Genomic DNA, 25609 nt, shown 5'->3' on the forward strand with positions numbered 1-25609 from the left:
AAATCAAATTATGATTTGCGGGGATTTTTACTAACTATAATAGGCTTATTTAAGCTTTTTTCAAAAGTGCAACTGCATCAGTTGCATTAGACAATTCTGCATATTTTAATGCAGTAAAACCTTTTTCATTTTTTATTGTACTATCAGCTCCATTCGATAGCAAAAGTTTTATAATCTCAGCTTTATTATATCTCGCTGCAGTCATTAATGGAGTCAATTCGTCTGAAGTATTATTGACATCTACTCCATATTCAATAAACTTCTTAACTGTTTCAATATCTCCTTTTCTTATAGCTGCATTCAAAGGAGCTGAATCAAAGACTACTGAAACAAAAGTTTTGTCATTAACAAATAAATTTTTAGCTGGATTTGAAGCTAAAGAAACATTAACAAAAGCTACTAAAGCTATTCCTAAATAAACGATTGAATTTTTCATGGTGATTGTTTTTTGATTGATGATTGATGATTTAGAATCTTTATTAATTCTTATACAAATATATATTTAAAATTGGTATTATGTATTACAAGGTACTTTGTTTTAACTAATAATTAACATTCGCTTAAAATTAGAAGCTCAATTTTAAATAATTGTTTTGAAAAAAGAACAACTATACTTATATAGACGTATTAATAAATAAAATGTTACACTATTTTCAAAACAAATAAAACATTATATATCAAATACTTAAATACTTAGTAAATTAAAAAACTTTGAACTTTTGTAAATTGAAAACACCTCAAATCTTATCTTTAGATTTGAGGTGTTTATTTAAGAAAATAGTATTGACTAATATTTTTCTAAAATTGCTACAGCATCTACAGCTTTTGAAACTTCTGCAAATTTTAAGGCATTATACCCATTATCGGCAGTAATATGAGGATTAGCTCCTTTAGAAAGTAAGAGATGAATGATTTCAACTTTGTTATAACGAGCGGCAGTCATTAATGGAGTTAAACCTCCTGAGAACTTATTTATTCTTGCGCCGTTTTCTAAAAGTTTTTTAACCGTTTCTATATCCCCTTTACAAATGGCAGTATTTAAAGGATTAACATCAACACTGATATACGTGTTAGAATTAAATGGTTTATAATCTGAGGCTAGTGCAACATTTGTAAAAGTAACTAAAGCTACTCCTAAATAGATGATTGATTTTTTCATGATGATTGATTTGATTGATGATTTTAAATTAATATAATTCTGAAACAAATATATAAATAAAAACAATAGTATGCATAACAAGGTATCTTGCTTTATAAAACGTTTTATTGAAACACAACTTTAACCGTATTGTATTAAAGCTAAATCGTTTATTATAAGTCATACAAACAAACTAAATGTTACATAATTATATAATGCATCTTTTTTATAGCTAATTATCAAATAGATGTAAAACAATATTTTAAATCATTTACGATGCTTATAAATAAAAAAAAGACCTCAAATTAAGACTTGAGGTCTTTTACTAAACTTTAAAGAATAATTATTTTTTTAGAATAGCTTTTAAAAAAGCAATAGCTTCTTTTGCTTTTGATACTTCTGCATACTTCAATGCTGTGTACCCATTCTCGTTTTCAGTCTCAACTTCAGCACCTTTAGACACAAGAAATTTCATAATTTCAACTTTATTATAACGTGCTGCAGCCATCAACGGAGACATCCCGTCTAGTACTTTATTGACATTCGCACCATATTCTATAAATTTCTTTACTGTTTCTATATCTCCTTTGCTAATTGCAACATTAAGAGGACTTCGATCATATCCTTGTACGATATTTTTTTCAGTATTTAATAATTTAAAACTTGTACTTCTACTTGAAGCTTGGACTACGGGAGTTAAAGCCATAAAAGCCACTCCTAAAAAAACGATTGTTTTTTTCATGATGATTGATTTGATTGATTTTTTGATTGATTTTTTGATTGATGATTTAAGAATTCTTTCAAATTCTTTGACAGATATATAAATTAAAATAACATTATACTACACGAAGTACTATACTTTACTTTTAAATTTAAAAATACGCAGCCAATTATTAGTCACACAAAAAAGCCAAATGTTACAGAACTAAATCGCAATTTTTGCTTTTCTTATTTTTAATCTGTGCTCCAAATTACTACGCTGTATTTGCAAAAGCGATTAAAGCAATTCCTAAATAAACGATTGACTTTTTCATGATAATTATTTTTTGATTGATCTCTTAATGATTTTAATTCGATTAACTTCTTGAAAATAAAAAACTAAGTTTTAATTAGTCTAGAATAGTTATCCATATAATACTAAGACGTACAAAAAAACTAAAAGGTTGCATAATTTGTAATAAAAAACAAAAACTAGCACATTATTTTTATAAACAATTAAAATTCACAACACTAAATTTTATTTAACTTTACAATAAAAACTTAAAATGCAATCGTCAGCCAAAACAATCGAAGAATATTTATCATCACTTCCTGAAGAAAGAAAGCTTTCTTTTCTTAAACTTCGTGAAACAATACTTAATAATATTCCTAAAGGATTTACTGAAGAATTGAGCTATGGAATGTTAGGTTATCTTGTACCTCATTCTATTTATCCAGCAGGTTATCATTGTAATCCTAAACTGCCTTTACCATTTATAAATATAGCATCTCAAAAAAACTTTATAGCGTTGTACCATATGGGAATTTATGCAAAACCAGAATTACTAGAATGGTTTGTTACTGAATATCCTAAACACAGCAAACAAAAACTGGATATGGGAAAAAGTTGCATTCGTTTTAAAAAGATGGATGATATTCCTTATGATCTAATAGCAGCGCTTGTACAAAAAATGTCTGTTACCGAATGGATTAATTGCTATGAAACACAGCTTAAAAAATCAAAATAATTATAAACCACTTAATTATAAAACTATGAATGTTATTAAAAAAATTATTCTCGGGATTTTAAGTATCGTAATGTTAGGATTAATAGTAGCTTTATTTTTACCAAATGAATATCATGTAGAAAGAGAAGTTACTATCAACAAGCCAAAAGACAGTGTTTTTAACTATATAAAGTATTTAAAAAACCAACACAATTTTAGCGTATGGTCCAGATTAGACCCTGCAATGAGAAAAACGTTTTCTGGTACTGATGGAACAATTGGTGCAATCGCTGGCTGGGATAGCAATGATAAAAACGTTGGCAAAGGAGAACAAGAAATAAAAAAAATTATTCCTGGTGAACGATTGGAATATGAATTACGTTTTGAGGCTCCTATGCAATCTACTGATACCGCTTATATGACAACCGAAGAAATTACTCCAACACAAACTAAAGTAAAATGGGGATTTGATGGTCGATCTCCTTATCCTATGAATTTAATGCTTGCGTTTATGAATATAGATCAAATGCTTGGGGAGCAACTTGAAACTGGTCTTCAAAATTTAAAAATTATTCAAGAAGGTCCACAATAATCTAAAAAATAACCCCACAATTTAAAGTTGTGAGGTTCATTTTTAATTTTAAATAAATCTTATTTACTTAAATAAGCTATTACATTCTTTTCGATACGTTCGTCAATATTATCAATATCGGCTTTAACGAATTTTTCTCCTAGAATATTCTCATATAATTCGATATAACGCTCCGATACAGATTCAATATAAGCATCGTTCATCTCTGGAATTTGTTGTCCTTCTTGTCCTTGAAATCCATTTTCGATTAACCAACGACGTACAAATTCTTTAGATAATTGTTTTTGCTCTTCTCCTTTATCTTGTCTTTCTTGGTATCCGTCAGCATAAAAATAACGAGAAGAATCTGGTGTATGAATTTCGTCAATTAAAACAATTACTCCATCTTTAGTTTTTCCAAACTCATATTTAGTATCTACTAAAATTAAGCCGCGGCTTGCAGCAATTTCAGTTCCTCTTTGAAATAATGCTCTAGTATATTTTTCTAAAACCAAATAATCTTCTTCAGAAACAATTCCTCTTGAAAGGATGGCTTCACGCGAAATATCTGCATCATGCTCACCATTATCTGCCTTTGTAGTTGGAGTAATAATAGGTGTTGGGAATTTATCGTTTTCTTTTAATCCCTCAGGCATAGCTACGCCACAAATTTCTCTTTTCCCAGCCGCATATTCACGCGCTGCATGACCAGAAACATATCCTCTGATTACCATTTCTACTTTGAATGGATCACATAAATGACCTACTGCAACATTTGGATCTGGAGTTGCGATTAGCCAATTCGGAACAATATCCTGAGTAAGTTCCATGAATTTTGTCGCAATCTGATTTAAGATTTGTCCTTTATAAGGAATCCCTTTTGGTAAAACTACATCAAAAGCCGAAAGCCTGTCAGTAGCAACCATAACCAAAAGTTCATCATTAATATTATAAACCTCTCTAACTTTTCCGCGATAAACCGATTTCTGATTAGGAAAATTAAAATTAGTAGTTGTAATTGTATTGCTCATTATTATTTGTTGTGTTGTGTTGTTTCGTCTTTTACGAATGCAAATTTAAAACTAAATAAAATAAAAAAAGAATCTATTCAGATTCTTTTTTTAGGAGTACTCTTTTATAGTTACAGTCACAGTTTAGAGTCTCAGCCTGAAAACTGCGACTGTAAACTGCAACTACTAATTACTTTTTTAATAGTGTCTCATTAAATAAATGCAAGATTCTGTCATATTCATCAATCCAAGAATACGTTTCTTTAAACCCATGTGCCTCTACCGGGAATGATGAAAGGCTCCAATTTTTTTTACCTAATTCTATAAAACGCTGGGAAATACGTACAATATCCTTATATTCTACATTATCATCAACCATACCATGAAGCATCAATAAGTTTCCTTTTAGATTATCCGCAAAATAAATTGGAGAGCTTTTTTTGTATGCATCTGGATCTGTTTCAGGAAAATTAAGAATATTACCGGTATAACCATGATTGTAATGTGCCCAATCCGTAACAGAACGCAAGGCTGCTCCAGAAGCAAATTCTCCCGGAGCAGTAAGCATTCCCATTAAAGTGATAAAACCACCATAAGAACCACCATATATCCCTACTCTATTGGCATCGATTCCGTAATTATCAACTAGATATTTCTTTCCATCTATTTGATCCGATAAATCTTTTCCGCCCATAAAACGGTATATTCCAGTTCTTACATCACGTCCGTAACCATCACTTCCTCTATAATCAATATCCAAAACAGTATAACCCAAATCGGTCAGCATATTATGAAACATATATTCTCTATGATAATTGCTCCAATAATTGTGTGCATTTTGCAAATACCCAGCTCCATGAACAAATAATATAGCAGCTTTGTTTGTTTTTTCTGCCTTTGGAGTATATAATCTCGCATAAACAGTAGCTCCGTCTTGCGCTTTAAACGTGATTACCTCTGGTTCTCTCCATTGGTATTTTTTAAACTCTTCTGTAGTCGAAGAAGTTATTTGTTGTAATGCAGGATTCTTTTTATTCTCTCCTATAAATAATTCCCATGGCTTGTTTTTATAAGAATAACGTACCAATAGCGTTTTTTCATCTGGAGATAAACTTACTTCATGCGCACCATCTTTAGTTAAAATAGGTTCTAAAATACCATTGGCTACAGCCAATTTATAGAAATTTCTATTTCCAGGATGTGTTGTATTTGTAGTTAAATAAAATGTCTTTTTATCTTTTGATAAAATCACATCTCTTACTTCCCAATTACCACTAGTAAGTTGTGTTTTCTTTTTAGTCTTTAAATTATAGGTATACAAATGTGAATATCCTGTAACTTCCGATTGAAAGTAAATCGTTTCGTTATCCGAAAGAAATCCTAAAGTTCCCGAATCAAAATCATAAGACGGAATTCCAGGTCCGCCAATCCAAGCTTCGTCATGCTGATGTTCTATTTCCTGAAAAGTTCCCTTATCTAAATCAAGACTAATTAGCCATCTGTCTTTATTATCCTGACTTCTTATTTCGGCTATAGCCAATGAACCACTTGCATTATAAACTGGAGCTTGAACCGTTATTAGTTTATCTGACTTCTCTTTATTTTTAAGCTTTTCATACGAATCATAATATTTTGGTACATCCTGAATATGACTTAAACTAGAAAAATTGACAAAATAAACAGAATCTTTAGCAACTGAATATATTCCGAATCTGGTCTTTACAAAATTATCTATAGAAACCTTTTCTTTCGTCTCAGGTGATTGGTTATACCCGTCGGCAGTGATAAAAACTTCCATTGTTTCTTTCTTAACATCTAATTTTTCGATTAAACTAAATGTTGCAAAATTTCCGTTTGGATTTACTTTAAGACTTGCAAAATCATCTTTTTTACCATAGTAATATTCTTTAGGAAAATCAGATTTAACGCTATTTTTTTTAGCTGTATTCCATTCTTTTTTAGCTTCCTTATCTCTAATAAATTGGAATAATTCTTTTTGTTGCGTTTTCAAAAAAGAATCTTTATTTGATTCTTTCTCCTTTTTATCTCCACTATTAAAATTTGAGATTTGTACTATCGTCCCTTCTTTGGCATTGTACTTAAATAAATTATCATTTTGCTGAAAAAATAAAATTCCAACTTCAAAGCCTAGTTCTAAATTAGAAATCGGATTCGATTGCTGGAATATTTTTTTTGAAATTTTATTATTTATAGAATAAGAATATAATCCTCCTTTGTCTATATAATAAACAATATCGGATGTTAGGTTTCTTTTAAAATCCAATTGCGAAAAAGCCGCTTCTTTTGGTTGGGCAAGTACTGGTTTTGTCATCCCTTTTTCCCAGAAATAAGTACTTAAACCTAGCTCATTATTAGGGTTCCAATCGAAGTAAACCTTTTTTCCGTCTAAACTCCAATGTTGATTTGTAGGCTGAACACCAACAAATGAATCCCCTTTCATGATTTCATCCAACTTCAGGTTCTGACTTTTGCCTGATATTGAAAAAATCAACAAAGCAGCTACAAAGATATTTTTAGTCATTTTTATGTTATTTGATTAACACAAAAATACACTTTGATTGCAATTAAAAAAATCTTTCTTTGGCAGGGAAATTAACGTACCAATTTTGAAATCTATATAATATTGAAAATCTATAATGTTGGTGGGAAAATCTACCATAAGATATAACGGTATAATACAATCTCAAAAATCTTAAATTCTGATAATCTATGCAATAAAAAATTATTGCTTTTTGCTATGAGTGATTATTTTTTTATTCGAAATTAAAGTCAGATTTTCCTCTGTAGCTTAAATATTAGATTGATTTGCGATTTTTGTTAATGTACCACCTACGATTAAAGTATATTCATTATTAACCGTCACTTTTCTATTTTTACAAATTTTGTTGATTGCCATAATTTAAATTTTGTTACGTATCCTATCTTTTGCTGCTTCCATACCCAGAGAACCATTGTCTGCAGACCAGTGCAAATATTCATTACGGAGTTTTCGTAAATCTTTTTGCTCTTGTAACTCTTGCTGGTAAGCTACAAACTGTTTATCACCAGCTTTTACCCCTTTATACTTTTCATGAATTGCTCCAAACCATTTAAATGCATATGGCTCACCATCAGCTAAAACATATTCTCGCAAACGCTTTTTCACCCGCATAAGCAAGGCATCGTTAGCAATACTGTATTTTTTAATTTCTAATTTTTCTGTTTGAAAAGGTACTTTTTGTGTTGTTATGGCTGATTCTGCCATAAAATGCAGCGGGATGTAACTGTAGTTTTTGCTTAACTCTCGTGTGCCTTTAAGTTCGTGTTTTGGTCCAAAAAAAGAAACCTCTAATTGCTTTTCTAAATACCAAGACTCTGCTATTAGTTTCTTTGAAAACTCTTTTAATTCGTCCTTAAAATTTTTCTCAATAACCCCTACTAGCTCAACACCATCATTGTAACTTCCGCCAACATCAGAATGCACACCCGGAAATTCTCTTTCTTTTCCTACTCTTGTTTTAGTAAGCGAAAAATTGGCTCTATGTTCATCAGTAGCGGTAAAGTGCATGACTGTTTTTGCCCGAGATAGATTGTTTAGTTCTATTTCGGTTGTATCATTATCAAAATTCGGATTCACACTTATTCCTTTCGAGTAAGAAGACACAGTGTCAAAAAGACCTAGAAAACGAACTCTTACCACATCAACCGTGATATTGTTTTTAGCTAAATAATACCCAAAATAACCTCTTTTATTTTTAAATTTAACAGCCGATAGATCTGCTATTTTCTCAATTTCATCCAAAAAAACTCTAGCTGCTGCTGCACCTCGGCTGAAACCAAAAACGTCTAAATTAAGTATTTTCACTTTGTTATTTTTACTTTTTTCAGCTACTTTCTCAGCTACTTTCTCAGCTAACTTTTTACAGCCTTCTTGTACTTTTCCTAATATACCTGTACCACTGGTAATAAATCCTGTTCCGAAACCAGCCCCTAATGGCGAATCTCCTTTTTCCGATTCAGTACCAATACCATCAACATATACAGCTAATTTTGTAGGATAAGCATCATGAAGCCGTGCAACATTAGACCAAGCATTATGATAACTGCTGCTTGGGGCGTTTTTACCATTTTTTCTATACGCCTCTGCAGAAATGGTTTCTTCAGGTGTTAATTTTTCACCCCTAGCCCTTTTATCATAATACTCTTTGGCATTGGTGTTGTTTTTATTGTTATTGGTACCATCAAAAAAATACCGATGGCTAGTTCCGTAGCTTCGTCTTCTTTTTTAGGCGGCGTGTAGTTTCCAAATATAACACTCATAATTATTCGTATTTTCCTGTTCGTGTTACCTTTTCTTTTATCTCATATCGTTTTCCATCTTGTTCTAAATATAAATCAGTAACTCGCTCTGATTTTATTTCAACATTCGGATCAATTTTTATAACCAACTCGACAGCCTTATTTTTATCAAGATCTTCTTTAAAAAAATTTCTAATTTGATTTTTATCAAAATCTACTGGAATTTCATCCTCTCCACCTTCAAGATACTTTGCCCAATATTCTTTATCGTGGGTAAAAGCTATTCTAGAAACAAACTCTTGTTCTTGTTTGCCACTGCCTACAGACCAGAATATTTCAAAAGAAAAAGGAATTGCTCTATTTTTTAGCTCTATTGGTCTATCATACGGATTTTCAATTTCTCCGTTACACATTTTAATATACATTGAAGTTATTTTACTGCCTTCAGGTAAAATTACTCTGGGTTTCCAGTTGTATTTTTCTCGATAGTCCTCATAAACCTCTGGCGCAGGATAACCATATTCCTTAATCTGTTCTCGAACATCTTTAGATATAGTACTGTCGTAAGTCAACATATCTTTAGTATAGTCCTTTTCAAACATATACTTCTCGTCTTTGCTAATAAGTTTCGGGTCTATAATAGTTTCATGAGCCTGAAATCGAGCTACTTCTACTTGCCTTCCATTTCCGGCAACCCAAACTACTACCATTCCTTTTGGAGCAAAGCCAATTTTTATATATTTATAAGGCACTGTTACTGCTTCTTCTCCTCTTTTAGCATAAAAACCCTCATCAAATAGCTGTTGTATTTTTTCGGTAGGGAGTTTCCATTCGCCTGTATAAAATTTATCATCGACATACGACAACCATGTCATATCAAGCCTATCTGGCAAGGGCGCTTTTATAAAATCTACACTGCCTCCACCTCCCCAACCAGTGTTGCTAAATCCTCCCATTTGGCTAAAAAAATAACCTCCTGCTGCTCCTGTATAAACTTCTACAGGATATTCTCTTGGTGCAGAAATACTTGCTGACCACTCATACTTTTTTTCCATACATGAATTTATTGTTATTGCTAAAAGCAATAAAAGCATTGTTTTTTTTATCATTATCGGTCTGTGTTTTATTTGACATCAGAAAAAATGCCGATGGTTAGTTTCCTAACTTTGTCTTTTTTTTAGGTGGCGTATAATGTCCGAATATAACATTCATAATTATTCGTATTTACCAGTTCGTGTTACCTTTTCTTTTATCTCATATCGTTTTCCATCTTGTTCTAAATACAAATCAGTAACTCGCTCTGATTTTATCTCAACATTCGGATCAATTTTTATAACCAATTCGACAGCCTTATTTTTATCAAGATCTTCTTTAAACAATTTTCTGATTTGATTTTTATCAAAATCTACCGGAATTTCATTCTTTCCTCCTTCAAGATACTTAGCCCAATATTCTTTATCGTGGGTAAAAGCTATTCTAGAAACAAACTCTTGTTCTTGTTTGCCGCTGCCAATTGACCAGAAAATTTGAAAAGAAAAAGGAATTGCTCTATTTTTTAGCTCTATTGGTCTATCATACGGATTTTCAATTTCTCCGTTACACATTTTAATATACATTGAGGTTATTTTACTGCCTTCAGGTAAAATTACTCTGGGTTTCCAGTTGTATTTTTCTCGATACTCCTCATAGACCTCTGGTGGTGGGTAACCGTATTGCTTAATCTGTTCTCGAATGTCTTTAGATATAGTACCATCGTAAGTTAGAGCCCTTTTCGCATAGTCCTCTTTAAACATATACTTCTCGTCTTTGCTAATAAGTTTCGGGTCTATAATGGTTTCATGTGCCTGAAAACGAGCCACTTCAACTTGTCTTCCATTTCCGGCAACCCAAACTACTACCATTCCTTTTGGAGCAAAGCCAATTTTTATATATTTATAAGGTTCTGTTACTCCTTCTTCTCCTCTTTTAGCATAAAAACCCTCATCAAATAGCTGTTGTATTTTTTCTGTAGGGAGTTTCCATTCGCCTGTATAAAATTTATCATCAACATACGACAACCATGTCATATCAAGCTTATCAGGTAAGGTCGCTTTAATAAAATTTATACTACCTGAGCCGCCCCAACCAGAGTTACGAAATCCTCCCATTTGGCTAAAAAAATAACCTCCAACTGCTCCTGTGTACACTTCTACAGGATATTCTCTTGGTGCAGAAATATTTGCTGACCACTCATACTTTTTTTCCATACATGAATTTATTGTTATTGCTAGAAGCAATAAAAGCATTGTTTTTTTTATCATTATCGGTCTGTGTTTTATTTGACATCAAAAAAATCTTAAATTTAGATAATCTATGTTATAAAAAACTACTGCTTTTTGCTTTGGGAGATTATCTTTTTATTCGAAATTAAAGTAAGGTTCCCTGTTGTAGCTTCGATATTAGATTGATTTGTGATTTTTGTTAATATACCACCTACGATTAAAGTATATTCATTATTAACCGTCACTTTTCTGTTTTTACAAATTTTATAGATTGCCATAATTAAAACATTTTAGATTTTTCTACACTGTTAACCTCCACCGTTTTACCACTTTGTAGGGTTAAATTCTCTTTATTGCTAAAAATAGTAACTCCAGAAGCTACCACATTAGAAATATCGGACTGCCGTAGAAAATCCTTATCAACCGTTTCTTTTCTATTGTCGGAACTTTCAATAATATCGACCATTGCTCTTTGGGTTAAATCATTACCTGCTGTTTGAGAAATATTTTTTCCTGCGTCACAATCCATATTTTCTCCTGCATCAATTTTTACATTTTTACCTGCGTTGACAATAAAATCTTCTCCTGCCTGCATTGTAATATTCTTTGGTGCAGTAACATTGATATTCCCTTTCCCATCCATAAACCAAGTATTGCCAGAAGGGTCTTTTACCAATATGCTACTTTCGCCCTCATCAAAGGTTATGGTACTTCCAGTTCTGGTATAAATACTTTTAATATTATTGTCTGCTTGTCCACCAGCACCAATTTTTCCATTAAACAAACTTCCTATTACAAATGGTCTGTTGGGGTCGTTGTAGCGAAAACCAAGCATCACATGATCTCCTACTTCAGGAATAAAAACCATTCCTCGGTTGGTGCTAACCTCACCACTGGTTCCTGCATCGGGTGTCATTACTCGTAACCATGGTGTACGTTGTTGTTTAGCATCTTGCCATAACATTTTTACACGTATTCTGCCTTGTCCTTTTGGATCGTCATTGGCTACTACTTCTGCTTGTTGCATTTGAGCTATCGGAAAGCTGATGTTTGGCTCAGGTAACTTACGTATTTTGGCAGGTAAGGCTTTAAAAGTGTTTTCGTACTCGCCTATGTCGCTGGCTTTATGTGTTATTTCGGTGATAATATAGATACCTACTTCGTTGGTTTCGTAGTTGATTTTATTAATATCTTGTCCGCTGGTAAATGCCGTTAATTTGTCTTTTACCTGCATGGCATCTATGCTAATGCTCATACCTATTCGTAAGCTTCTGTTTCGACTAGTGGCGGTTATAAAATTAGATTCGGCTGCAGCACTTTGTTGTCGGTTTTGCAGTATGGTTTGCAAATACATATCGTCACCAGTGGCAATTCTGCCATATTCTAATGATGATGTGGCATATAATTTTTGAGAAGCAGTTATAGCATCAGTACCCAACTTTGGAAATCCTTCTATTTCGTCTCTAGTCTTAGCTTGGTACAGTTTGTTGATATCTTCGTTGTATGTAAATGCTTCAAACTGATTTGGAATTGCCTGAACAGAAATATTTAGGTTATAAAGATCTTTGTTGTAAACTAATTTTGTAAAATCCATACTAGCATTTGGTTTGCCAAAAAATAGTTTTTCTCCATCATAATACAACCATTCGTTGTATTGTTTGGCCAAGCGTTGTATGAATTGATAATCGGTTTCGAGATATTGGGTTTGATAGCCTAAATTACTGCTGAACTCTGGTTTTATATCGTTTTGCAATTGCTCGCCTGTTGCTGTTTTTATTACTTCCTCAATAATATCTTGTAAGTTGGTATCTTCCCAAGAATTGAGTTTTGCTCCCGATTCAAGAAGTATGGTTTTAGAATAACCCGAAATAATAATTTGGCTTCCCACATGACCTAATTCTTGAGCATATTGAATATTGGTTACTATTCCTAGAAAGTTGTTTTTTCTCTCTAAAGCAATATGTACCGTTTTGCCCAGCCAATTCTGAGCATTTTCCATAGTAAAAGCTCTAGGTTGTTCAATTACTGAGTGAGGTACTTTTATTGTGAATTTATGATGATTGTTGATGCTTTGCACGACTTCGATAGAAGTAAAATGAGAAACTTCTTTTCTGTCAACTCCGAATATAATTTTTTCCTGTATCATGGTCTTTTAGGCTAGTAATAAGATTGAAATAAGTAATCACTATAATCATTAGAAATGATTATAGTGATTTAGAAAGCAAAATAAAAGCAGCACAAGATGCCACCTTTATTAAATAATAAAAATTAAACTCTTGCCCAATTGTTATCTAATGTTGCGTTTCCTAATGTAATTTTCTCTGCTGAGAAAGTAATTTCAGTAGTCATTGGAGTTTCTGCCAAAGCATCTAATTGCTCACTGAAAAATACAATAAAAGCATTCTCAAAAGAAAGTTCTTTCATTACTTGCTCAGAATCAGCTTTAAAATACTTTACTTTTCCACTTACTGGTTTGTGCTGACTGTTTACTGCCTGCTCAATAACAGTAGTGTTGTCTGTAGATTTTACTTTTAAATTTAATCTGCCTCCTTTTATTTCAGATGAAACTGCTCCTTTACCATCAGTATGTCTTATCATATCTACTTTCGAGAATAATACTTGGTACTCGTTTCCTTCAAATTCTAAAATTGCTTTAAATGCCATAATAAAAATAATTAATTAGTTTAAAATTGTTTTTTTAGAACCCTCAATCTGTTATCCGACTAGTAAAAACAAAGAGAAGAGGTATTCTAACTGATTTTAGAATACCTCTTCTCTTTATACTAAAAGTATTTTTTGATTTACTTCTTGTAGAAAGAAGAGGAAGATTCGTAATCAATATTAATGCGAATATATGACTACAAATGAAATAAACAAATTATTTTGTACTATTTTTCATAAAAAAACTAACGAAACAATTACAATATATAGGAATATATTTATTTATAAGTATTGCATCGAATTTTTAAGCTAACTAATATTTCAATCGTTTCCAGATATTCAAAAAGAATATAATCTACCCCAAGAACTTCGAAATATCTTAGAAATAACAACCGATAAAATCATTGGTTTTGTTCAGCTAATCAAATAGCATGAAATAGTAAATCAATTTGGATTGAGGTCAGGTACAATCTCATATTTTTTAACACCAAAGAGTTCGTAAAGAGATAGAATCTTTTTAATCTTAATAATCTGTGGCTAAAAAAAGTGCGCAATTTAAATAACTATCGAGATACGCAGAGGTCGCAAAGCTTTGAAATCCTTTAATCCCGTCAGTTATAAGCACAAAAAAACCGCAAAGAGACTAAATACAGACTTTGCGGTTTAATTAAAGATTTATTCTCTTTATATTCTAAATTGTAACCGGAACTTTACCTAAGACATTTTCAGATAAATATTTAGCTACACCGTCTTCTCTATTTGTCGCGATAACTTCAAGATCTGGCAACTCATTTTTTAAATTTTGTGGAGCATTCCCCATAATTAGTGCTTTTCCTGTAGATGATAACATTTTTAGATCATTAAAACCATCTCCAAAAGAAATTGCTTCCTCAAAAGTTGCATTCTCTATTTCTAAAACTTTAGCAATTGCTACACTTTTATCTACAGATTTATCCATAAACTCAAGGCAGTTTGGTAAACTAAAAGCATGATGTAACTTGTCTGAACTTGTACTTAAAATCACATCTTTTAAGGCAACCAATTTTTCATGGTTATCATGTGTGAAGAATATTTTTATAGCGCTGTAGTCTTCCAGTTTTGAGTAATCTACCAATTCTGGATGATAAACTAAATCTGCTTGAAAAGCATTTAGTTTTTCGCTCAATCTGTTAGTAAGCCAAACGTCTTCTTTAAACAAAACGGTGGTGATTTCTGGATCGATATCTGCACTCAAAGCCGATTTTACCACTTCGCTTTCTATATCAAAAGCAAAAAGTTCTTTCTTCTCTGGCGAATGAATACGTGCTCCATTAGAACTTACCAGATAAACTGGAATTTCTAATGTATTAATAATTCCAAACGCATCAAGATGATGACGTCCTGTGGCTACAATTATTAGATAATTTTGATTGTATAGTTCTTGAAAAACTGATTTTGTGTAAGAAGAAATTTTATGTTCTGGATTAAGTAATGTACCATCTAAATCGGTAATTATTACTTTAATTTTTTTAGATTCTGAATTCATATCGAGTATCAAATATTTATGATTTACAAATTTATTGCTTTGAAAACTGGCAAGCAAAGAAATTTGAGAAATCTGAAAGAAATAAGTTAAACTTTACTATTTCTTTAACACAAATTAACGAAGTCGTAAAAAAAACATTCGTTTTACACAACTCTCTAACAGATTTGTATAAAACGAATATCTTTAAATATCAAAATACATTTTACGATTTACATTTGACATTTCGCAAAAACCATTTGACAATTTTAATCGTTGTTCTCTATTTGTTTGTATGCATCGATTACTTTTTTTACCAATCGGTGGCGCACAATGTCTTTATCATCAAGATAAATAATTCCGATGCCCTCAACATCTTTAAGTACCAATATTGCTTCTTTAAGCCCAGAAATAGTTCTTCTTGGCAAATCAACTTGACCAGGATCACCTGTAATCATGAATTTGGCATTTTTCCCCATACGAGTCAGGAACATTTTCATCTGAGAATGTGTCGTATTTTGTGCTTCATCCAAAATTACAAAAGCATTATCGAGTGTACGCCCACGCATGAATGCCAATGGCGCAATCTGAATAATTCCTTTTAAGATATAATCTTCGAGTTTTTCATTTGGCAGCATATCGCGCAAAGCATCATAAAGAGGCTGCATATATGGATCTAGTTTTTCTTTCATATCACCTGGTAAAAAACCAAGGTTCTCCCCTGCTTCTACCGCTGGTCGTGTAAGTATGATCCTTTTTACTTCTTTATCTTTAAGCGCTTTTACAGCCATTGCTACACCTGTATACGTTTTTCCGGTTCCCGCTGGACCTACAGCAAATACCATATCATTCTTTTTAATGGTATCGACTAATAGTTGCTGATTGGGAGTCATGGCTTTGATGATTTTACCAGCAACTCCATGAACTAATATTTTATCATGATCGTATGCTTTTTTTTCATCATGACCATCACTCATGATCACGCGTTCAATTACATTATCGTCAATATTATTGTATCGGGTAAAATGGACCATTAATCTTTGAAATCTTTTTTCGAATTCATCTAAGACTTCTTTTTCGCCGAACGCTTTTAAAGTAGTCCCTCTTGCTACTATTTTAAGCTTTGGGTAATACTTTTTGATTATTTCAAGATGAGTGTCTTGAGCGCCCCAAAAGTCTTTTGGAGCGATGTCTATGAGCTCGATTATTCTTTCGTTCAAATGAGGTAGTTTTAAATTAAAATTAATTCTTTTTATAAATCAATTGGCTGTCGGGTGCTTCTTTTTAGTATTCAGTCACAGTGTTCAGTTCCAATACTTAGCTTCAGTGGGTGTTTATGATTTCTGCGAAATCTTAATTTATTTTCATAATCTAAAATACTCAATTTTACAAACTGAATGTTACGACTAAACACTGAAACTATTCTTATTTTCGCTTTACAAACTAAAAACCAAGACTATGATAACTTTTAATTATTTAAAAATATATTTTATCTTTTCTTCTTTCTTTTTTGCGTTTACTATTATTAGCTTTGCATATCTCAAATTTAATGAAAATTAGATTTAAATACTATCAATAGTTATAAACAAAATGATGTCAATAATTACCCTTACTACCGATTACGGCTTAAAAGACCACTTTGTAGGCGCGCTGAAAGGGAAAATTTTATCCGAATATTCCGAAGCTACAATTGTAGACATTTCGCATGACATCGATCCGTTTAATACTACTGAAGCAAGTTATATAATTGGCTCATCGTATTTTAGCTTTCCAAAAGGAACAGTACATCTTATTGGTGTCGATATTGAACGTAATAAAGAGAACCAGCATATCGCAATGCAATGGAACGATCACTATTTCATTTGTGCCGACAATGGTATATTAAGTATGCTTACGCAAAAAATTGTTCCTCAAAAAATTGTCGCCATTAATATTCACGATCGTTTTCCTGTGGAATCAACCGATTTAGATATTTTTATACAAGTGGCTTGCCATATTGCCAAAGGTGGTTTACTGAATGTAATTGGTAAAGAAATCCCAGCAATTAAAGAAGTTACTGATCTACAAGCGGTAGTTGCCAGTGATGGAAATTCGATTAAAGGATATGTAATTTATATTGACCATTTTGGAAACGTTGTAACAAACATTTCTAAAAATCATTTTTTAAAAATAGCAAGAGGCCGTCCGTATGAGATTGTGATGAAACCAAAAAGCATCAAAACCATTTTGCCTAATTATTCGGCAATAGCCAGTTCTGAAAAATACCCCATAAAAACCTATGAAGGTGAGAAACTCGCTATTTTTAATGAAGCGGGGTTTCTAGAAATTGCTATTTTTAGGAGCAATCCTTCAAAAGTAGGTTCTGCAAATAGTCTTTTAGGATTAAATTATAGAGATGTGATCACTATAAAATTCCATTAATAAATCACATCTAATATTTAAGTATTGTGACTACAAGTAGGATACCTACTTCTTCAAAATGATAAAATTTAAGAAAGCATTATTTTTTTTATAATAAAAAGAACAATCTAATTTGGTATTTTTGCGCGCACATAAGCCATTTCTCAATATAAAATTTACCCTGACAGCTTTCGGGACTAAAATCTAAAATTATAAAAATGTTTGTTCGAATAGTAAAAATGAGTTTCCACGAAGATAAAATCCCTGCTTTCATGGAAAATTTTGATGGTGTGAAAGACAAAATACGAAATGCTCCCGGAAATCGTTTTTTAGAATTGTACCAAGATAAAGACAATAAAAATATATTTTTTACTTATAGCTATTGGGAAACCGAAGCTGACTTGGAAAACTATCGACAATCTGAACTCTTTAATACCGTTTGGACATTTACTAAAACCTTATTCAATGCTAAACCAGAAGCGTGGAGTGTTGATAAACTAGTAAGCCTGAATTAGTTTTCAGTTTGCAGTCGCAGTTTTCAGTGTCATCCTGAGTGAAGTCAAAGGGTAGTTACAGTTGAAGACCTTAGTTTGTAGTCTCAGTTTACAACTTGAAACTTGAAACTAAAAAATAGAATTTAAAACTTTAAACTAAAAAAATCAACGATTAAACAAAAAATAAATGAAATCAATTGTTTTAAGAGAAATAAAATCTTTTTTCGGGTCTCCCATTGGCTATTTAGTCATTGCCATTTTCCTGATTAGCAATGGCTTATTTCTGTGGGTTTTTCAAGGAGAATACAACATCCTGAATACAGGTTTTGCAGATCTTACTCCGTTTTTTACATTGGCACCATGGATTTTAACTTTTTTAATTCCTGCAGTTACCATGCGTAGTTTCTCTGATGAAAAGAAACAAGGTACAATCGAATTGTTGCTGACAAAACCATTAAGTATTTGGCAAATTGTAAACGGAAAATTTATTGGTTCGTTGCTTTTAATCATAATGGCAATTATTCCAACTTTCATATACATAAAAGTAATTTCAAATTTAGGATTACCTGAAGGCAATATCGACATGGGAAGCACAATTGGTTCTTATTTTGGATTATTATTCCTGATTGCAGCCTATACTGCTATTGGAGTTTTTACTTCTACTTTATCCGAGAATCAAATCGTAGCTTTTATTATAGCAGTCTTTTTATGCTTCCTTTTCTATTTTGGTTTCGAAGGTTTATCTTCTATTGTTCCTAGTTCTATGAGTTTTATTTCGTCATTAGGAATGCAAAATCATTTTAAAAGCATGAGCCGAGGTGTAATTGATACACGCGATGTAATTTATTTTTCAAGTATAACGGTACTTTTTCTTTCGTTTACTGTATATCAACTAAAATCTTTTAAATCGTAATGAAAACCTCTTCTCAAAAAAACATAAAAACGTTACTGATTACAATTGCGATTTTAATTGCGTTGAATATTGCTGGCACTTTTATCTTTCATCGCTTTGATTTAACCAATGACAAACGATATACTTTATCGCCAACTTCATTAAATATCGTAAAACAGGTTCACAATCCGCTGTCTGTAAAAATTTATATGCAAGGTGATTTACCTCCTGAGTTTAAACGTTTACAACAAGAAACGCAACAATTACTAGAAGAGTTTCAAGCCTATAACAAAAACATATATTTTGAATTTGTAAATCCTATGGAGAACGAAGACGAAAGTATGGATATGATTAAAGAATTATATCGAAAAGGGCTTACTCCTATAAATATAACTGTTGATGACAAAGGAAAACAATCGCAAGCTATGGTTTTTCCGTGGGCAATTGCAACATACGACAATAGAGAAGTTAATATTCCTTTATTAAAAAACCAAATGGGTGCTTCGACCACTCAAAAAGTAATTGGCTCCGTGCAGCATTTAGAATATTCGATTGCTGATGCATTAAATAAAATCACGAAAGAAAAACAAAAAAAGGTTGCAATCATAAAAGGGAATGGCGAAATGAAAGAGATTTTCATGGCTAAATTCCTGATGCAAATTCGCGAAAGCTATCATATTGGACCGTTTACCTTAGACTCTGTTGCTAAAAATCCTATTGGTACTTTAGATGCCTTAAAAAAATATGATTTGGCTATTATTGCTAAACCTACCGAAGCTTTTACAGATAGTGAAAAACAAGTTTTGGATCAGTTTATCATTAATGGTGGAAAAACATTGTGGCTTGTCGATCAGGTAAATGCCGAAATGGACAGTTTATACAATCAATCTGGTGCAACGCTGGCTTTTCCAAGAGATTTGAATCTTAATGATATGTTCTTTAAATACGGCTTCAGAATTACTCCTGATTTGGTAAAAGACGAACGTGGAAGCCCAATTAAACTAGCTTCTGGAGAACAAGGAAGCGCTACTCAATACCAACAATTTAATTGGAAATATGCGCCTCAGGTTTATCCGGAAAGCAAACATCCAATTGTAAAAAATTTAGGAGGAATCAAATTTGACTTTGCAAACCCAATCGATACCTTAAAAAATGGCATTAAAAAAACGGTGCTTTTGCAATCATCACCTTATTCTAAAAAAATTGGTACTCCTGCCGAAATCAACCTGAATATTGTTACTGAAGAGACTTCTCCTAATGATTATTTAAACAAAGGAAATATTCCTTTATCAGTTTTACTAGAAGGAGATTTCCATTCGATGTATGAAAATCGTGTTCTCCCTTTTGAACAAAAAACTTTTCAGGCTAAAGGTAAAGCGACCAAAATGATCGTGATTTCTGATGGTGATTTAGTTCGCAATCAATTGGACAAAAATTTAACTCCTGTAGAATTAGGTTACGATCAGCGTTCAGGAAATTTGTATGACAACAAAGATTTCTTAATGAATTGCGTTAATTATTTGCTGGATGACACAGGACTTATTAACATTAGAAGTAAGGATCTGAACTTACCTTTATTGGACAAGGAAAAAGTTTATCAAGAGTACAGCATTACGCAATTCATAACTATCGGACTACCAATTCTAATTTTATTGGTCTTTGGACTTGCATTTACTTTCCTTCGCAAAAGAAAATACAGCAAGTAGATGTTAATAAAAAATTTGGGATACTAGAATTGTTTACGATATATTTGTAAAAATGTATTCTAGTCATTAATCAAGCTAAAATATATACCAAAAAATAAAACAAAAGAGATGAAATTTATAGTATCGAGTTCGTACTTATTAAAGCAATTACAAGTTTTAGGTAGTGTAATCAATAGTAACAATACGTTACCTATTTTAGACAACTTTCTATTTGAATTAGACAATAATGAATTAACAGTTTCTTCATCGGATCTTGAAACGACGATGTCTGCAACTTTAGCGATTGATTCTACAAGCAAAGGAAGTGTTGCAATACCTGCAAAATTATTACTCGAAATCCTTAAAACATTTCCAGAACAACCTTTAACTTTTACAATTGAAGACAATAACACTGTAGAAATTAGTTCTAACTCAGGTAAATATGCCTTAGCATATGCGGCTGGAGAAGAATTCCCAAAATCTGTAAACTTAGAAGATCCTTCTGTTACTCTTGTACCTTCGGATGTTTTGGCAACTGCTATTAGCAAAACGATATTTGCTGCTGGTAACGACGATCTACGTCCTGTTATGTCAGGAGTATTCTTCCAGTTTTCGCCAGAAGGATTAATATTCGTTGCTACAGATGCTCATAAATTAGTAAAATATGCTCGTACAGATGTAAAAGCATCTCAAGTTGCTGATTTTATTATGCCAAAGAAACCTTTGAATATTTTAAAAAGTATCTTAGGAACTTCTGATGCTGAAGTAAAAATTGAATACAACGACTCTAATGCTACTTTCTCATTCGACAACTACATCTTGATGTGTCGTTTAATTGATGGGAAATATCCAAATTATGAAGCTGTAATTCCAAAAGAGAATCCAAACAAATTAATGATTGACCGTTCTTTATTTTTAAGTTCAGTACGTCGTGTGGCGATTTTCTCTAACAAAACTACACACCAAATTCGTTTGAAAATCGCTGGTGCAGAATTAAATGTTTCTGCCGAGGATATTGATTACTCAAACAAAGCCGAGGAAAGATTGACTTGTGATTACCAAGGTGATGACTTGCAAATTGGGTTTAACTCCCGTTTCCTTACTGAAATGTTGACCAACTTACAGTCGGATATGATAATGCTTGAAATGTCTTTACCAAACAGAGCAGGAATCCTGACTCCTGTAGATGGTTTAGAAGATGGAGAAACTGTGACCATGTTGGTGATGCCAGTAATGCTAAATAGTTAACATTTAATTATGTTTTTGTTGTATTAGATTTTTGATATTCAAATATAATACTTATTATTGCATAACAATTACGCTATTAACCAACCATTTTTATACTTAAAAAACCGCCGCTTCTTTTGAAACTGCGGTTTTTTTATTTTGTTTAGAGAGCTCTTTCGCAAAGCTTCACAAGGAGGTACTAAGTTTCCTCAATATTATCATTCTGAGGCGGAGTCGAAGAATCTTCACGAGCGACTCGACAAAGTTAATGGAATTTCTCGTGAAGTTCCCTCGTTACTTCGAGATGACAAGTTTGAGGAAAGATTGTACAAAGAACAACAAGAGTAAATTAAGACTAAGTTTAGTGACCTACAACTCCAACTAAAATATCACCACTAACTACTCATAAAAATATTTAGCTTTTACTCTATATAGTATTTACTCTAAACCTATAGTCTTCCTATACTCTATACTCTATACTCTATACTCTATACTCTATACTCTATACTCTATACTCTATACTCTATACTCTATACTCTATACTCTATACTCTATACTCTATACTCTATACTCTATACTCTATACTCTATACTCTATACTCTATACTCTATACTCTATACTCTATTCTCTATACTCTATTCTCTATACTCTATTCTCTCACACCACTAAATCACGCCCATTTTTTGCATTAGGAAAGTAGCACTTTTATTTTTACAGATACCTTCACGAAGCGTAAAATCAAAATGCAGTTCGTTATTCTTGATTTCAACCTCAAAACATTGGTTTGTTAAAACATCTGGATAATCATTAGTTGTTAAACATACTTCGATATCGTGAGTTGCAATAGCTCCGATTGCTTTTTTTGCAATGATCTTTTTTACTACTTCAATAGTCCCATTGCGTTTGTCATCTGAGTTAGTACCTCTTAAAATCTCATCTAAGAGCACAAAAGCGGGCTTATCCTCTAACGCATCCATAATTTGTTTTAAACGCTTTATTTCGGCAAAAAAGTACGATTCACTATCTGACAAAGAATCTGATAGTCGCATAGATACCAAAACTGGTAACGGATGCATCGTAGCCTTATTAGCGCACACCACAGAACCTATTCCTCCTAAAACCATATTGATTCCTAAGCTGCGTAAAAAAGTACTTTTCCCGGACATATTTGATCCCGTTAATATCATAAACGATTCTGGAAAAAATTTCACCTCATTTCCTACTCTAGTTTCAGGATTTAGCAATGGGTGACTAAGATTAGAGAAACCAATTTTAAAATCAGTATTTAGCTCTGGGAATACAAAATCTTCATTATTATATGAAAAGTTCGCTAAGCTGTTCAGCATTTCAAACTCGCCCATTACTTCCAGCCATTCTTCTAAAACAGCTGCGTGATTCGTTTTCCAATTTAAAAGATTTTTAAAAACATGAATATTGAACAAGAAAATTCCATTAAATAATAATGCGGTTACAAAATTATTGATTGTATCCATATTTGAAAACAACTCCGATAATTGTTTTAAATGAACACTGGCTTTCGCATTTTTATAAACCAATTTCTTTTGCAGAGCAACTAATTTATCTGACTTAAACGTTTCGTTTTCAATTTCCTTAACCAATAAACCATACTGCTTAATAATTTTATCAATATTTTCAGCTTTGGCAATTTCTGTTTGAATTCTTTTAAAAAACATACCAAAAACTGTTGTATTTAAAACAAAAGCAAAAGACAGATAGGATATAAATACCACATTCGATGTTACGAAATACGCAATTACTAATGCTCCAAAAACAGCAGGCAAAACATACATCAATATTGACATTACTTTTGAAAATGGAGCACTCTTGCTGTCCTTCCATTTTAATAATGCCTGATAGGCTTCTTTAGTATCTTGTCCTATTATTGCAAGTGCTAAAAATTCCTGACGCCAATCTAACTTTGATTTCAGTTCTTGTATTGCTTCTTGATTTTGAGCAATTTCGTTATTTGGTAAATTATATAACAACTGATTTGCCAATGTCTTTTTCCCAACAAAAGTCCCTGTTCTATTAAGACTTTGAAACAATGAATGGTCTCCAAAAATATCTAAATCGTATGCGTAAGGGTGATGGAAGTCAATAAACTCTTGTCCATTTTCAAAAGGTAGTTTTTCTCTTTTTAGAAAAGTAATCTCGTTTTTATTTATTTTTAAAAGTGCCTCGGTAAATTTCTTTTGAAAAGACAAAGCAGAATGAATACGCATTAAAACAACAAACCCCAGGAATGACAAGACTGCAACAATAAGATATATTGAAGCATCTGTCTTGATATAATAATACCCTAAAACAAAACACAAAACAATACTCAAAAGTCGTAATAAACTAATGCTATTGTATTTTTTGTTGATTGTATTTAAAGCCTCTGAATAACTATTGCTGTTTTTTTGATATTGTTCCATTGATTTAAAGTAATTATTCCTTTTAGAAATTATATTAAATACAAATATAAGTTTACAGCAACGAAATAACTACTTTAAATACTAGGAATATTACTCACTACTACATTCTCTTCCTCAATTAAAAGTTTGCACTTATTTATTCTCGCAAAGTCACAAAAACGCAAAGAAAACAACTTTAAACTTAATCTTTACTGCTCTGCACCTTTGAAAGAAAATTTATAATACCACAGAAATCTATTGTTCGTGCATAATCAAAACCGGAATTGCAATATCCTTTGTTAGTTTTTTAGTAAAACTAGGACTAAACAAGCTTTCGAAGAAGCTTCGTTTATAAGCAATCATTGCTAGTATATCGATGTCTTTATACAAAACAAAATCTAGAATTGTTTCTTTTACTTCTTCACATGGCAGCACCAAAAACTGAACTGGCTCTTCTTTAAAATCTTTTTCCCATTCTTTAATTGTTGCATCGGTAACATCAGAGTTCTGCGTTTTTACATACAGACATTTAATTTTAGCATTCATTTTTTTGGCTATAGCCAAAACTTTACGAAGCTCTTTTTTATCTTTTTCACGATAGCGCGTTGTGAATCCGATGGTTTTTACTTTATTAAATTTAGATTCTACAGGTACGCATAAAATTGGTACTTCAACACCTGATATCACTGCATCGGTATTGGTTCCTAAGAAAAAAGTATTCCATCCTGCTATACCTGAAGTTCCCATTACTACAAAATCTATTTGATCTTCTTTAATGGCTTTCTTCATATTGTAAACCAAATCACCATCCATCAAACGGTGGTTCATCACAATATTATCGAGCTTGCGGTCTGCAGCTATTTGTCGTAGCTTAGGAATTTCATCTTTAAACATTTCGAATTTAGCCAACTCTAATGAATTATATATAATGGCAAAATTCTCTGGAAAAAACTGGCTATCATAAACTGGAATCTCAAATGTATGTAGTAAAATGAGTTCGCCTTTAACCTGTTTTGCAAATTCTAAAGCATGTACAAATGCATTTGTAGCTACTTCAGAGAAATCGGTGGGGAATAATATTCTTTTCATCGCATTATTTAGATTAAATGTTAGTTTCTCAAATTTAACCATAAAACGATCTCTTCGACATGACAATTATCAGTTATTTAACATTTTACAATTTCTTAAAGTTAGTACTCAATTCTAGTATTCAGTTTACGCTCTCGGTTTACAGTGTCATCCTGAGCGGAGCCGAAGGACATTTCAGTAGTCAGTCTCAGTTTTCAATTACAATGTTATCTCAATTCTTAGAATTCATCTTTCATCGCTTTTTGAGACTAGCACATT

General features: G+C 32.1%; 23 protein-coding genes. 7 read left to right on the plus strand and 16 right to left on the minus strand.

The genetic code is table 11. The features are described from left to right. Positions 1–49: 49 nt before the first annotated feature. The 3 genes from EAG11_RS09775 to EAG11_RS09785 all read right to left on the minus strand — a co-directional run bounded on the left by EAG11_RS09775 (position 50) and on the right by EAG11_RS09785 (position 1880). Positions 50–436, minus strand: a complete 387-nt coding sequence (locus EAG11_RS09775) for an ankyrin repeat domain-containing protein (protein ID WP_129539023.1) — start codon at positions 434–436, stop codon at positions 50–52. 351 nt (positions 437–787) lie between these two features. Continuing rightward, entirely contained in the window at positions 788–1159 is a 372-nt protein-coding gene (locus EAG11_RS09780) for an ankyrin repeat domain-containing protein (protein WP_129539024.1), read from the minus strand. 322 nt (positions 1160–1481) lie between these two features. After that, a complete protein-coding gene (locus EAG11_RS09785; RefSeq protein WP_129539025.1) occupies positions 1482–1880 on the minus strand; it encodes an ankyrin repeat domain-containing protein in 399 nt (132 codons plus the stop codon). 523 nt (positions 1881–2403) lie between these two features. Between EAG11_RS09785 and EAG11_RS09790 the strand changes: the two genes are divergently transcribed. Both EAG11_RS09790 and EAG11_RS09795 read left to right on the plus strand, forming a co-directional pair. Further along, positions 2404–2865: a DUF1801 domain-containing protein gene (locus EAG11_RS09790; protein WP_129539026.1), complete on the plus strand. Its 462-nt coding sequence runs from the start codon at positions 2404–2406 to the stop codon at positions 2863–2865. Positions 2866–2890: 25 nt separating this feature from the next. Continuing rightward, on the plus strand, positions 2891–3436 hold the full coding sequence (locus EAG11_RS09795; protein ID WP_129539027.1) for an SRPBCC family protein: 546 nt from the start codon (positions 2891–2893) through the stop codon (positions 3434–3436). 59 nt (positions 3437–3495) lie between these two features. Here the strand turns inward: EAG11_RS09795 and EAG11_RS09800 are convergent, their stop codons facing one another. The 11 genes from EAG11_RS09800 to EAG11_RS09840 all read right to left on the minus strand — a co-directional run bounded on the left by EAG11_RS09800 (position 3496) and on the right by EAG11_RS09840 (position 16367). Further along, complete coding sequence (locus EAG11_RS09800; RefSeq protein WP_129539028.1) at positions 3496–4446, minus strand: phosphoribosylaminoimidazolesuccinocarboxamide synthase; 951 nt, start codon at positions 4444–4446, stop codon at positions 3496–3498. 169 nt (positions 4447–4615) lie between these two features. Beyond that, positions 4616–6967, minus strand: coding sequence for a prolyl oligopeptidase family serine peptidase (locus EAG11_RS09805; protein ID WP_129539029.1), 2352 nt, complete (start codon positions 6965–6967; stop codon positions 4616–4618). A 378-nt stretch (positions 6968–7345) separates the two neighbouring features. Further along, positions 7346–8578, minus strand: coding sequence for a DUF2235 domain-containing protein (locus tag EAG11_RS09810; protein ID WP_129539030.1), 1233 nt, complete (start codon positions 8576–8578; stop codon positions 7346–7348). A gap of 14 nt (positions 8579–8592) precedes the next feature. Next, positions 8593–8745, minus strand: a complete 153-nt coding sequence (locus EAG11_RS21695) for a hypothetical protein (protein WP_164998690.1) — start codon at positions 8743–8745, stop codon at positions 8593–8595. Positions 8746–8747: 2 nt separating this feature from the next. After that, entirely contained in the window at positions 8748–9833 is a 1086-nt protein-coding gene (locus EAG11_RS09815; protein ID WP_129539031.1) for a DUF2931 family protein, read from the minus strand. Positions 9834–9938: 105 nt separating this feature from the next. After that, positions 9939–11024 (minus strand): DUF2931 family protein, encoded by a 1086-nt coding sequence (locus tag EAG11_RS09820; protein WP_129539032.1) that lies wholly within the window; start codon positions 11022–11024, stop codon positions 9939–9941. A 65-nt stretch (positions 11025–11089) separates the two neighbouring features. After that, a complete protein-coding gene (locus EAG11_RS21700; RefSeq protein ID WP_164998691.1) occupies positions 11090–11263 on the minus strand; it encodes a hypothetical protein in 174 nt (57 codons plus the stop codon). 2 nt (positions 11264–11265) lie between these two features. Continuing rightward, positions 11266–13131, minus strand: a complete 1866-nt coding sequence (locus EAG11_RS09825; protein WP_129539033.1) for a type VI secretion system Vgr family protein — start codon at positions 13129–13131, stop codon at positions 11266–11268. Between the two features lie 122 nt (positions 13132–13253). Beyond that, entirely contained in the window at positions 13254–13649 is a 396-nt protein-coding gene (tssD, locus tag EAG11_RS09830) for a type VI secretion system tube protein TssD (protein ID WP_129539034.1), read from the minus strand. A 688-nt stretch (positions 13650–14337) separates the two neighbouring features. After that, positions 14338–15171: a Cof-type HAD-IIB family hydrolase gene (locus EAG11_RS09835; protein ID WP_129539035.1), complete on the minus strand. Its 834-nt coding sequence runs from the start codon at positions 15169–15171 to the stop codon at positions 14338–14340. Positions 15172–15416: 245 nt separating this feature from the next. Further along, entirely contained in the window at positions 15417–16367 is a 951-nt protein-coding gene (locus tag EAG11_RS09840; RefSeq protein ID WP_129539036.1) for a PhoH family protein, read from the minus strand. A gap of 373 nt (positions 16368–16740) precedes the next feature. Here EAG11_RS09840 and EAG11_RS09845 point away from each other — a divergent pair, with 373 nt between their 5' ends. The 5 genes from EAG11_RS09845 (at position 16741) to dnaN (ending at position 21866) form a co-directional block, all read left to right on the plus strand. After that, positions 16741–17568 (plus strand): S-adenosyl-l-methionine hydroxide adenosyltransferase family protein, encoded by an 828-nt coding sequence (locus EAG11_RS09845; protein WP_129541074.1) that lies wholly within the window; start codon positions 16741–16743, stop codon positions 17566–17568. A gap of 197 nt (positions 17569–17765) precedes the next feature. Next, positions 17766–18062 carry a putative quinol monooxygenase gene (locus tag EAG11_RS09850; protein WP_129539037.1) on the plus strand — a complete coding sequence of 99 codons (297 nt, stop codon included), beginning with the start codon at positions 17766–17768 and terminating at the stop codon, positions 18060–18062. A 166-nt stretch (positions 18063–18228) separates the two neighbouring features. Further along, entirely contained in the window at positions 18229–18954 is a 726-nt protein-coding gene (gene gldF, locus EAG11_RS09855) for a gliding motility-associated ABC transporter permease subunit GldF (protein WP_129539038.1), read from the plus strand. Continuing rightward, entirely contained in the window at positions 18954–20639 is a 1686-nt protein-coding gene (gene gldG / locus EAG11_RS09860; RefSeq protein ID WP_129539039.1) for a gliding motility-associated ABC transporter substrate-binding protein GldG, read from the plus strand. The genes gldF and gldG overlap by 1 nt, the downstream gene beginning before the upstream one ends. A 108-nt stretch (positions 20640–20747) precedes the next feature. Next, the gene (gene dnaN, locus EAG11_RS09865; RefSeq protein ID WP_129539040.1) at positions 20748–21866 is read left to right on the plus strand and encodes a DNA polymerase III subunit beta; all 1119 of its coding nucleotides are present in this window, start codon (positions 20748–20750) and stop codon (positions 21864–21866) included. Between the two features lie 644 nt (positions 21867–22510). On the opposite strand, the gene EAG11_RS09875 is transcribed toward dnaN, so the two are convergent. After that, positions 22511–24283, minus strand: coding sequence for a DNA mismatch repair protein (locus EAG11_RS09875; protein WP_129539041.1), 1773 nt, complete (start codon positions 24281–24283; stop codon positions 22511–22513). A gap of 234 nt (positions 24284–24517) precedes the next feature. Continuing rightward, positions 24518–25351 carry a universal stress protein gene (locus tag EAG11_RS09880; protein WP_129539042.1) on the minus strand — a complete coding sequence of 278 codons (834 nt, stop codon included), beginning with the start codon at positions 25349–25351 and terminating at the stop codon, positions 24518–24520. Positions 25352–25609 lie beyond the last annotated feature (258 nt).

The sequence above is a fragment of the Flavobacterium sp. 140616W15 genome (assembly GCF_003668995.1).
Taxonomy (GTDB): Bacteria; Bacteroidota; Bacteroidia; order Flavobacteriales; family Flavobacteriaceae; genus Flavobacterium.

Coding starts and splice junctions, on each gene's coding strand:
- EAG11_RS09850 (WP_129539037.1), top strand. CDS start 17,766: ATGTTTGTTCGAATAGTAAAAATGAGTTTCCACGAAGATAAAATCCCT.
- EAG11_RS09825 (WP_129539033.1), bottom strand. CDS start 13,131: ATGATACAGGAAAAAATTATATTCGGAGTTGACAGAAAAGAAGTTTCT.
- dnaN (WP_129539040.1), top strand. CDS start 20,748: ATGAAATTTATAGTATCGAGTTCGTACTTATTAAAGCAATTACAAGTT.
- gldG (WP_129539039.1), top strand. CDS start 18,954: ATGAAAACCTCTTCTCAAAAAAACATAAAAACGTTACTGATTACAATT.
- EAG11_RS21695 (WP_164998690.1), bottom strand. CDS start 8,745: ATGAGTGTTATATTTGGAAACTACACGCCGCCTAAAAAAGAAGACGAA.
- gldF (WP_129539038.1), top strand. CDS start 18,229: ATGAAATCAATTGTTTTAAGAGAAATAAAATCTTTTTTCGGGTCTCCC.
- EAG11_RS09835 (WP_129539035.1), bottom strand. CDS start 15,171: ATGAATTCAGAATCTAAAAAAATTAAAGTAATAATTACCGATTTAGAT.
- EAG11_RS09785 (WP_129539025.1), bottom strand. CDS start 1,880: ATGAAAAAAACAATCGTTTTTTTAGGAGTGGCTTTTATGGCTTTAACT.
- EAG11_RS21700 (WP_164998691.1), bottom strand. CDS start 11,263: ATGGCAATCTATAAAATTTGTAAAAACAGAAAAGTGACGGTTAATAAT.
- EAG11_RS09875 (WP_129539041.1), bottom strand. CDS start 24,283: ATGGAACAATATCAAAAAAACAGCAATAGTTATTCAGAGGCTTTAAAT.
- EAG11_RS09815 (WP_129539031.1), bottom strand. CDS start 9,833: ATGATAAAAAAAACAATGCTTTTATTGCTTTTAGCAATAACAATAAAT.
- EAG11_RS09820 (WP_129539032.1), bottom strand. CDS start 11,024: ATGATAAAAAAAACAATGCTTTTATTGCTTCTAGCAATAACAATAAAT.
- EAG11_RS09800 (WP_129539028.1), bottom strand. CDS start 4,446: ATGAGCAATACAATTACAACTACTAATTTTAATTTTCCTAATCAGAAA.
- EAG11_RS09775 (WP_129539023.1), bottom strand. CDS start 436: ATGAAAAATTCAATCGTTTATTTAGGAATAGCTTTAGTAGCTTTTGTT.
- tssD (WP_129539034.1), bottom strand. CDS start 13,649: ATGGCATTTAAAGCAATTTTAGAATTTGAAGGAAACGAGTACCAAGTA.
- EAG11_RS09845 (WP_129541074.1), top strand. CDS start 16,741: ATGTCAATAATTACCCTTACTACCGATTACGGCTTAAAAGACCACTTT.
- EAG11_RS09780 (WP_129539024.1), bottom strand. CDS start 1,159: ATGAAAAAATCAATCATCTATTTAGGAGTAGCTTTAGTTACTTTTACA.
- EAG11_RS09880 (WP_129539042.1), bottom strand. CDS start 25,351: ATGAAAAGAATATTATTCCCCACCGATTTCTCTGAAGTAGCTACAAAT.
- EAG11_RS09805 (WP_129539029.1), bottom strand. CDS start 6,967: ATGACTAAAAATATCTTTGTAGCTGCTTTGTTGATTTTTTCAATATCA.
- EAG11_RS09795 (WP_129539027.1), top strand. CDS start 2,891: ATGAATGTTATTAAAAAAATTATTCTCGGGATTTTAAGTATCGTAATG.
- EAG11_RS09790 (WP_129539026.1), top strand. CDS start 2,404: ATGCAATCGTCAGCCAAAACAATCGAAGAATATTTATCATCACTTCCT.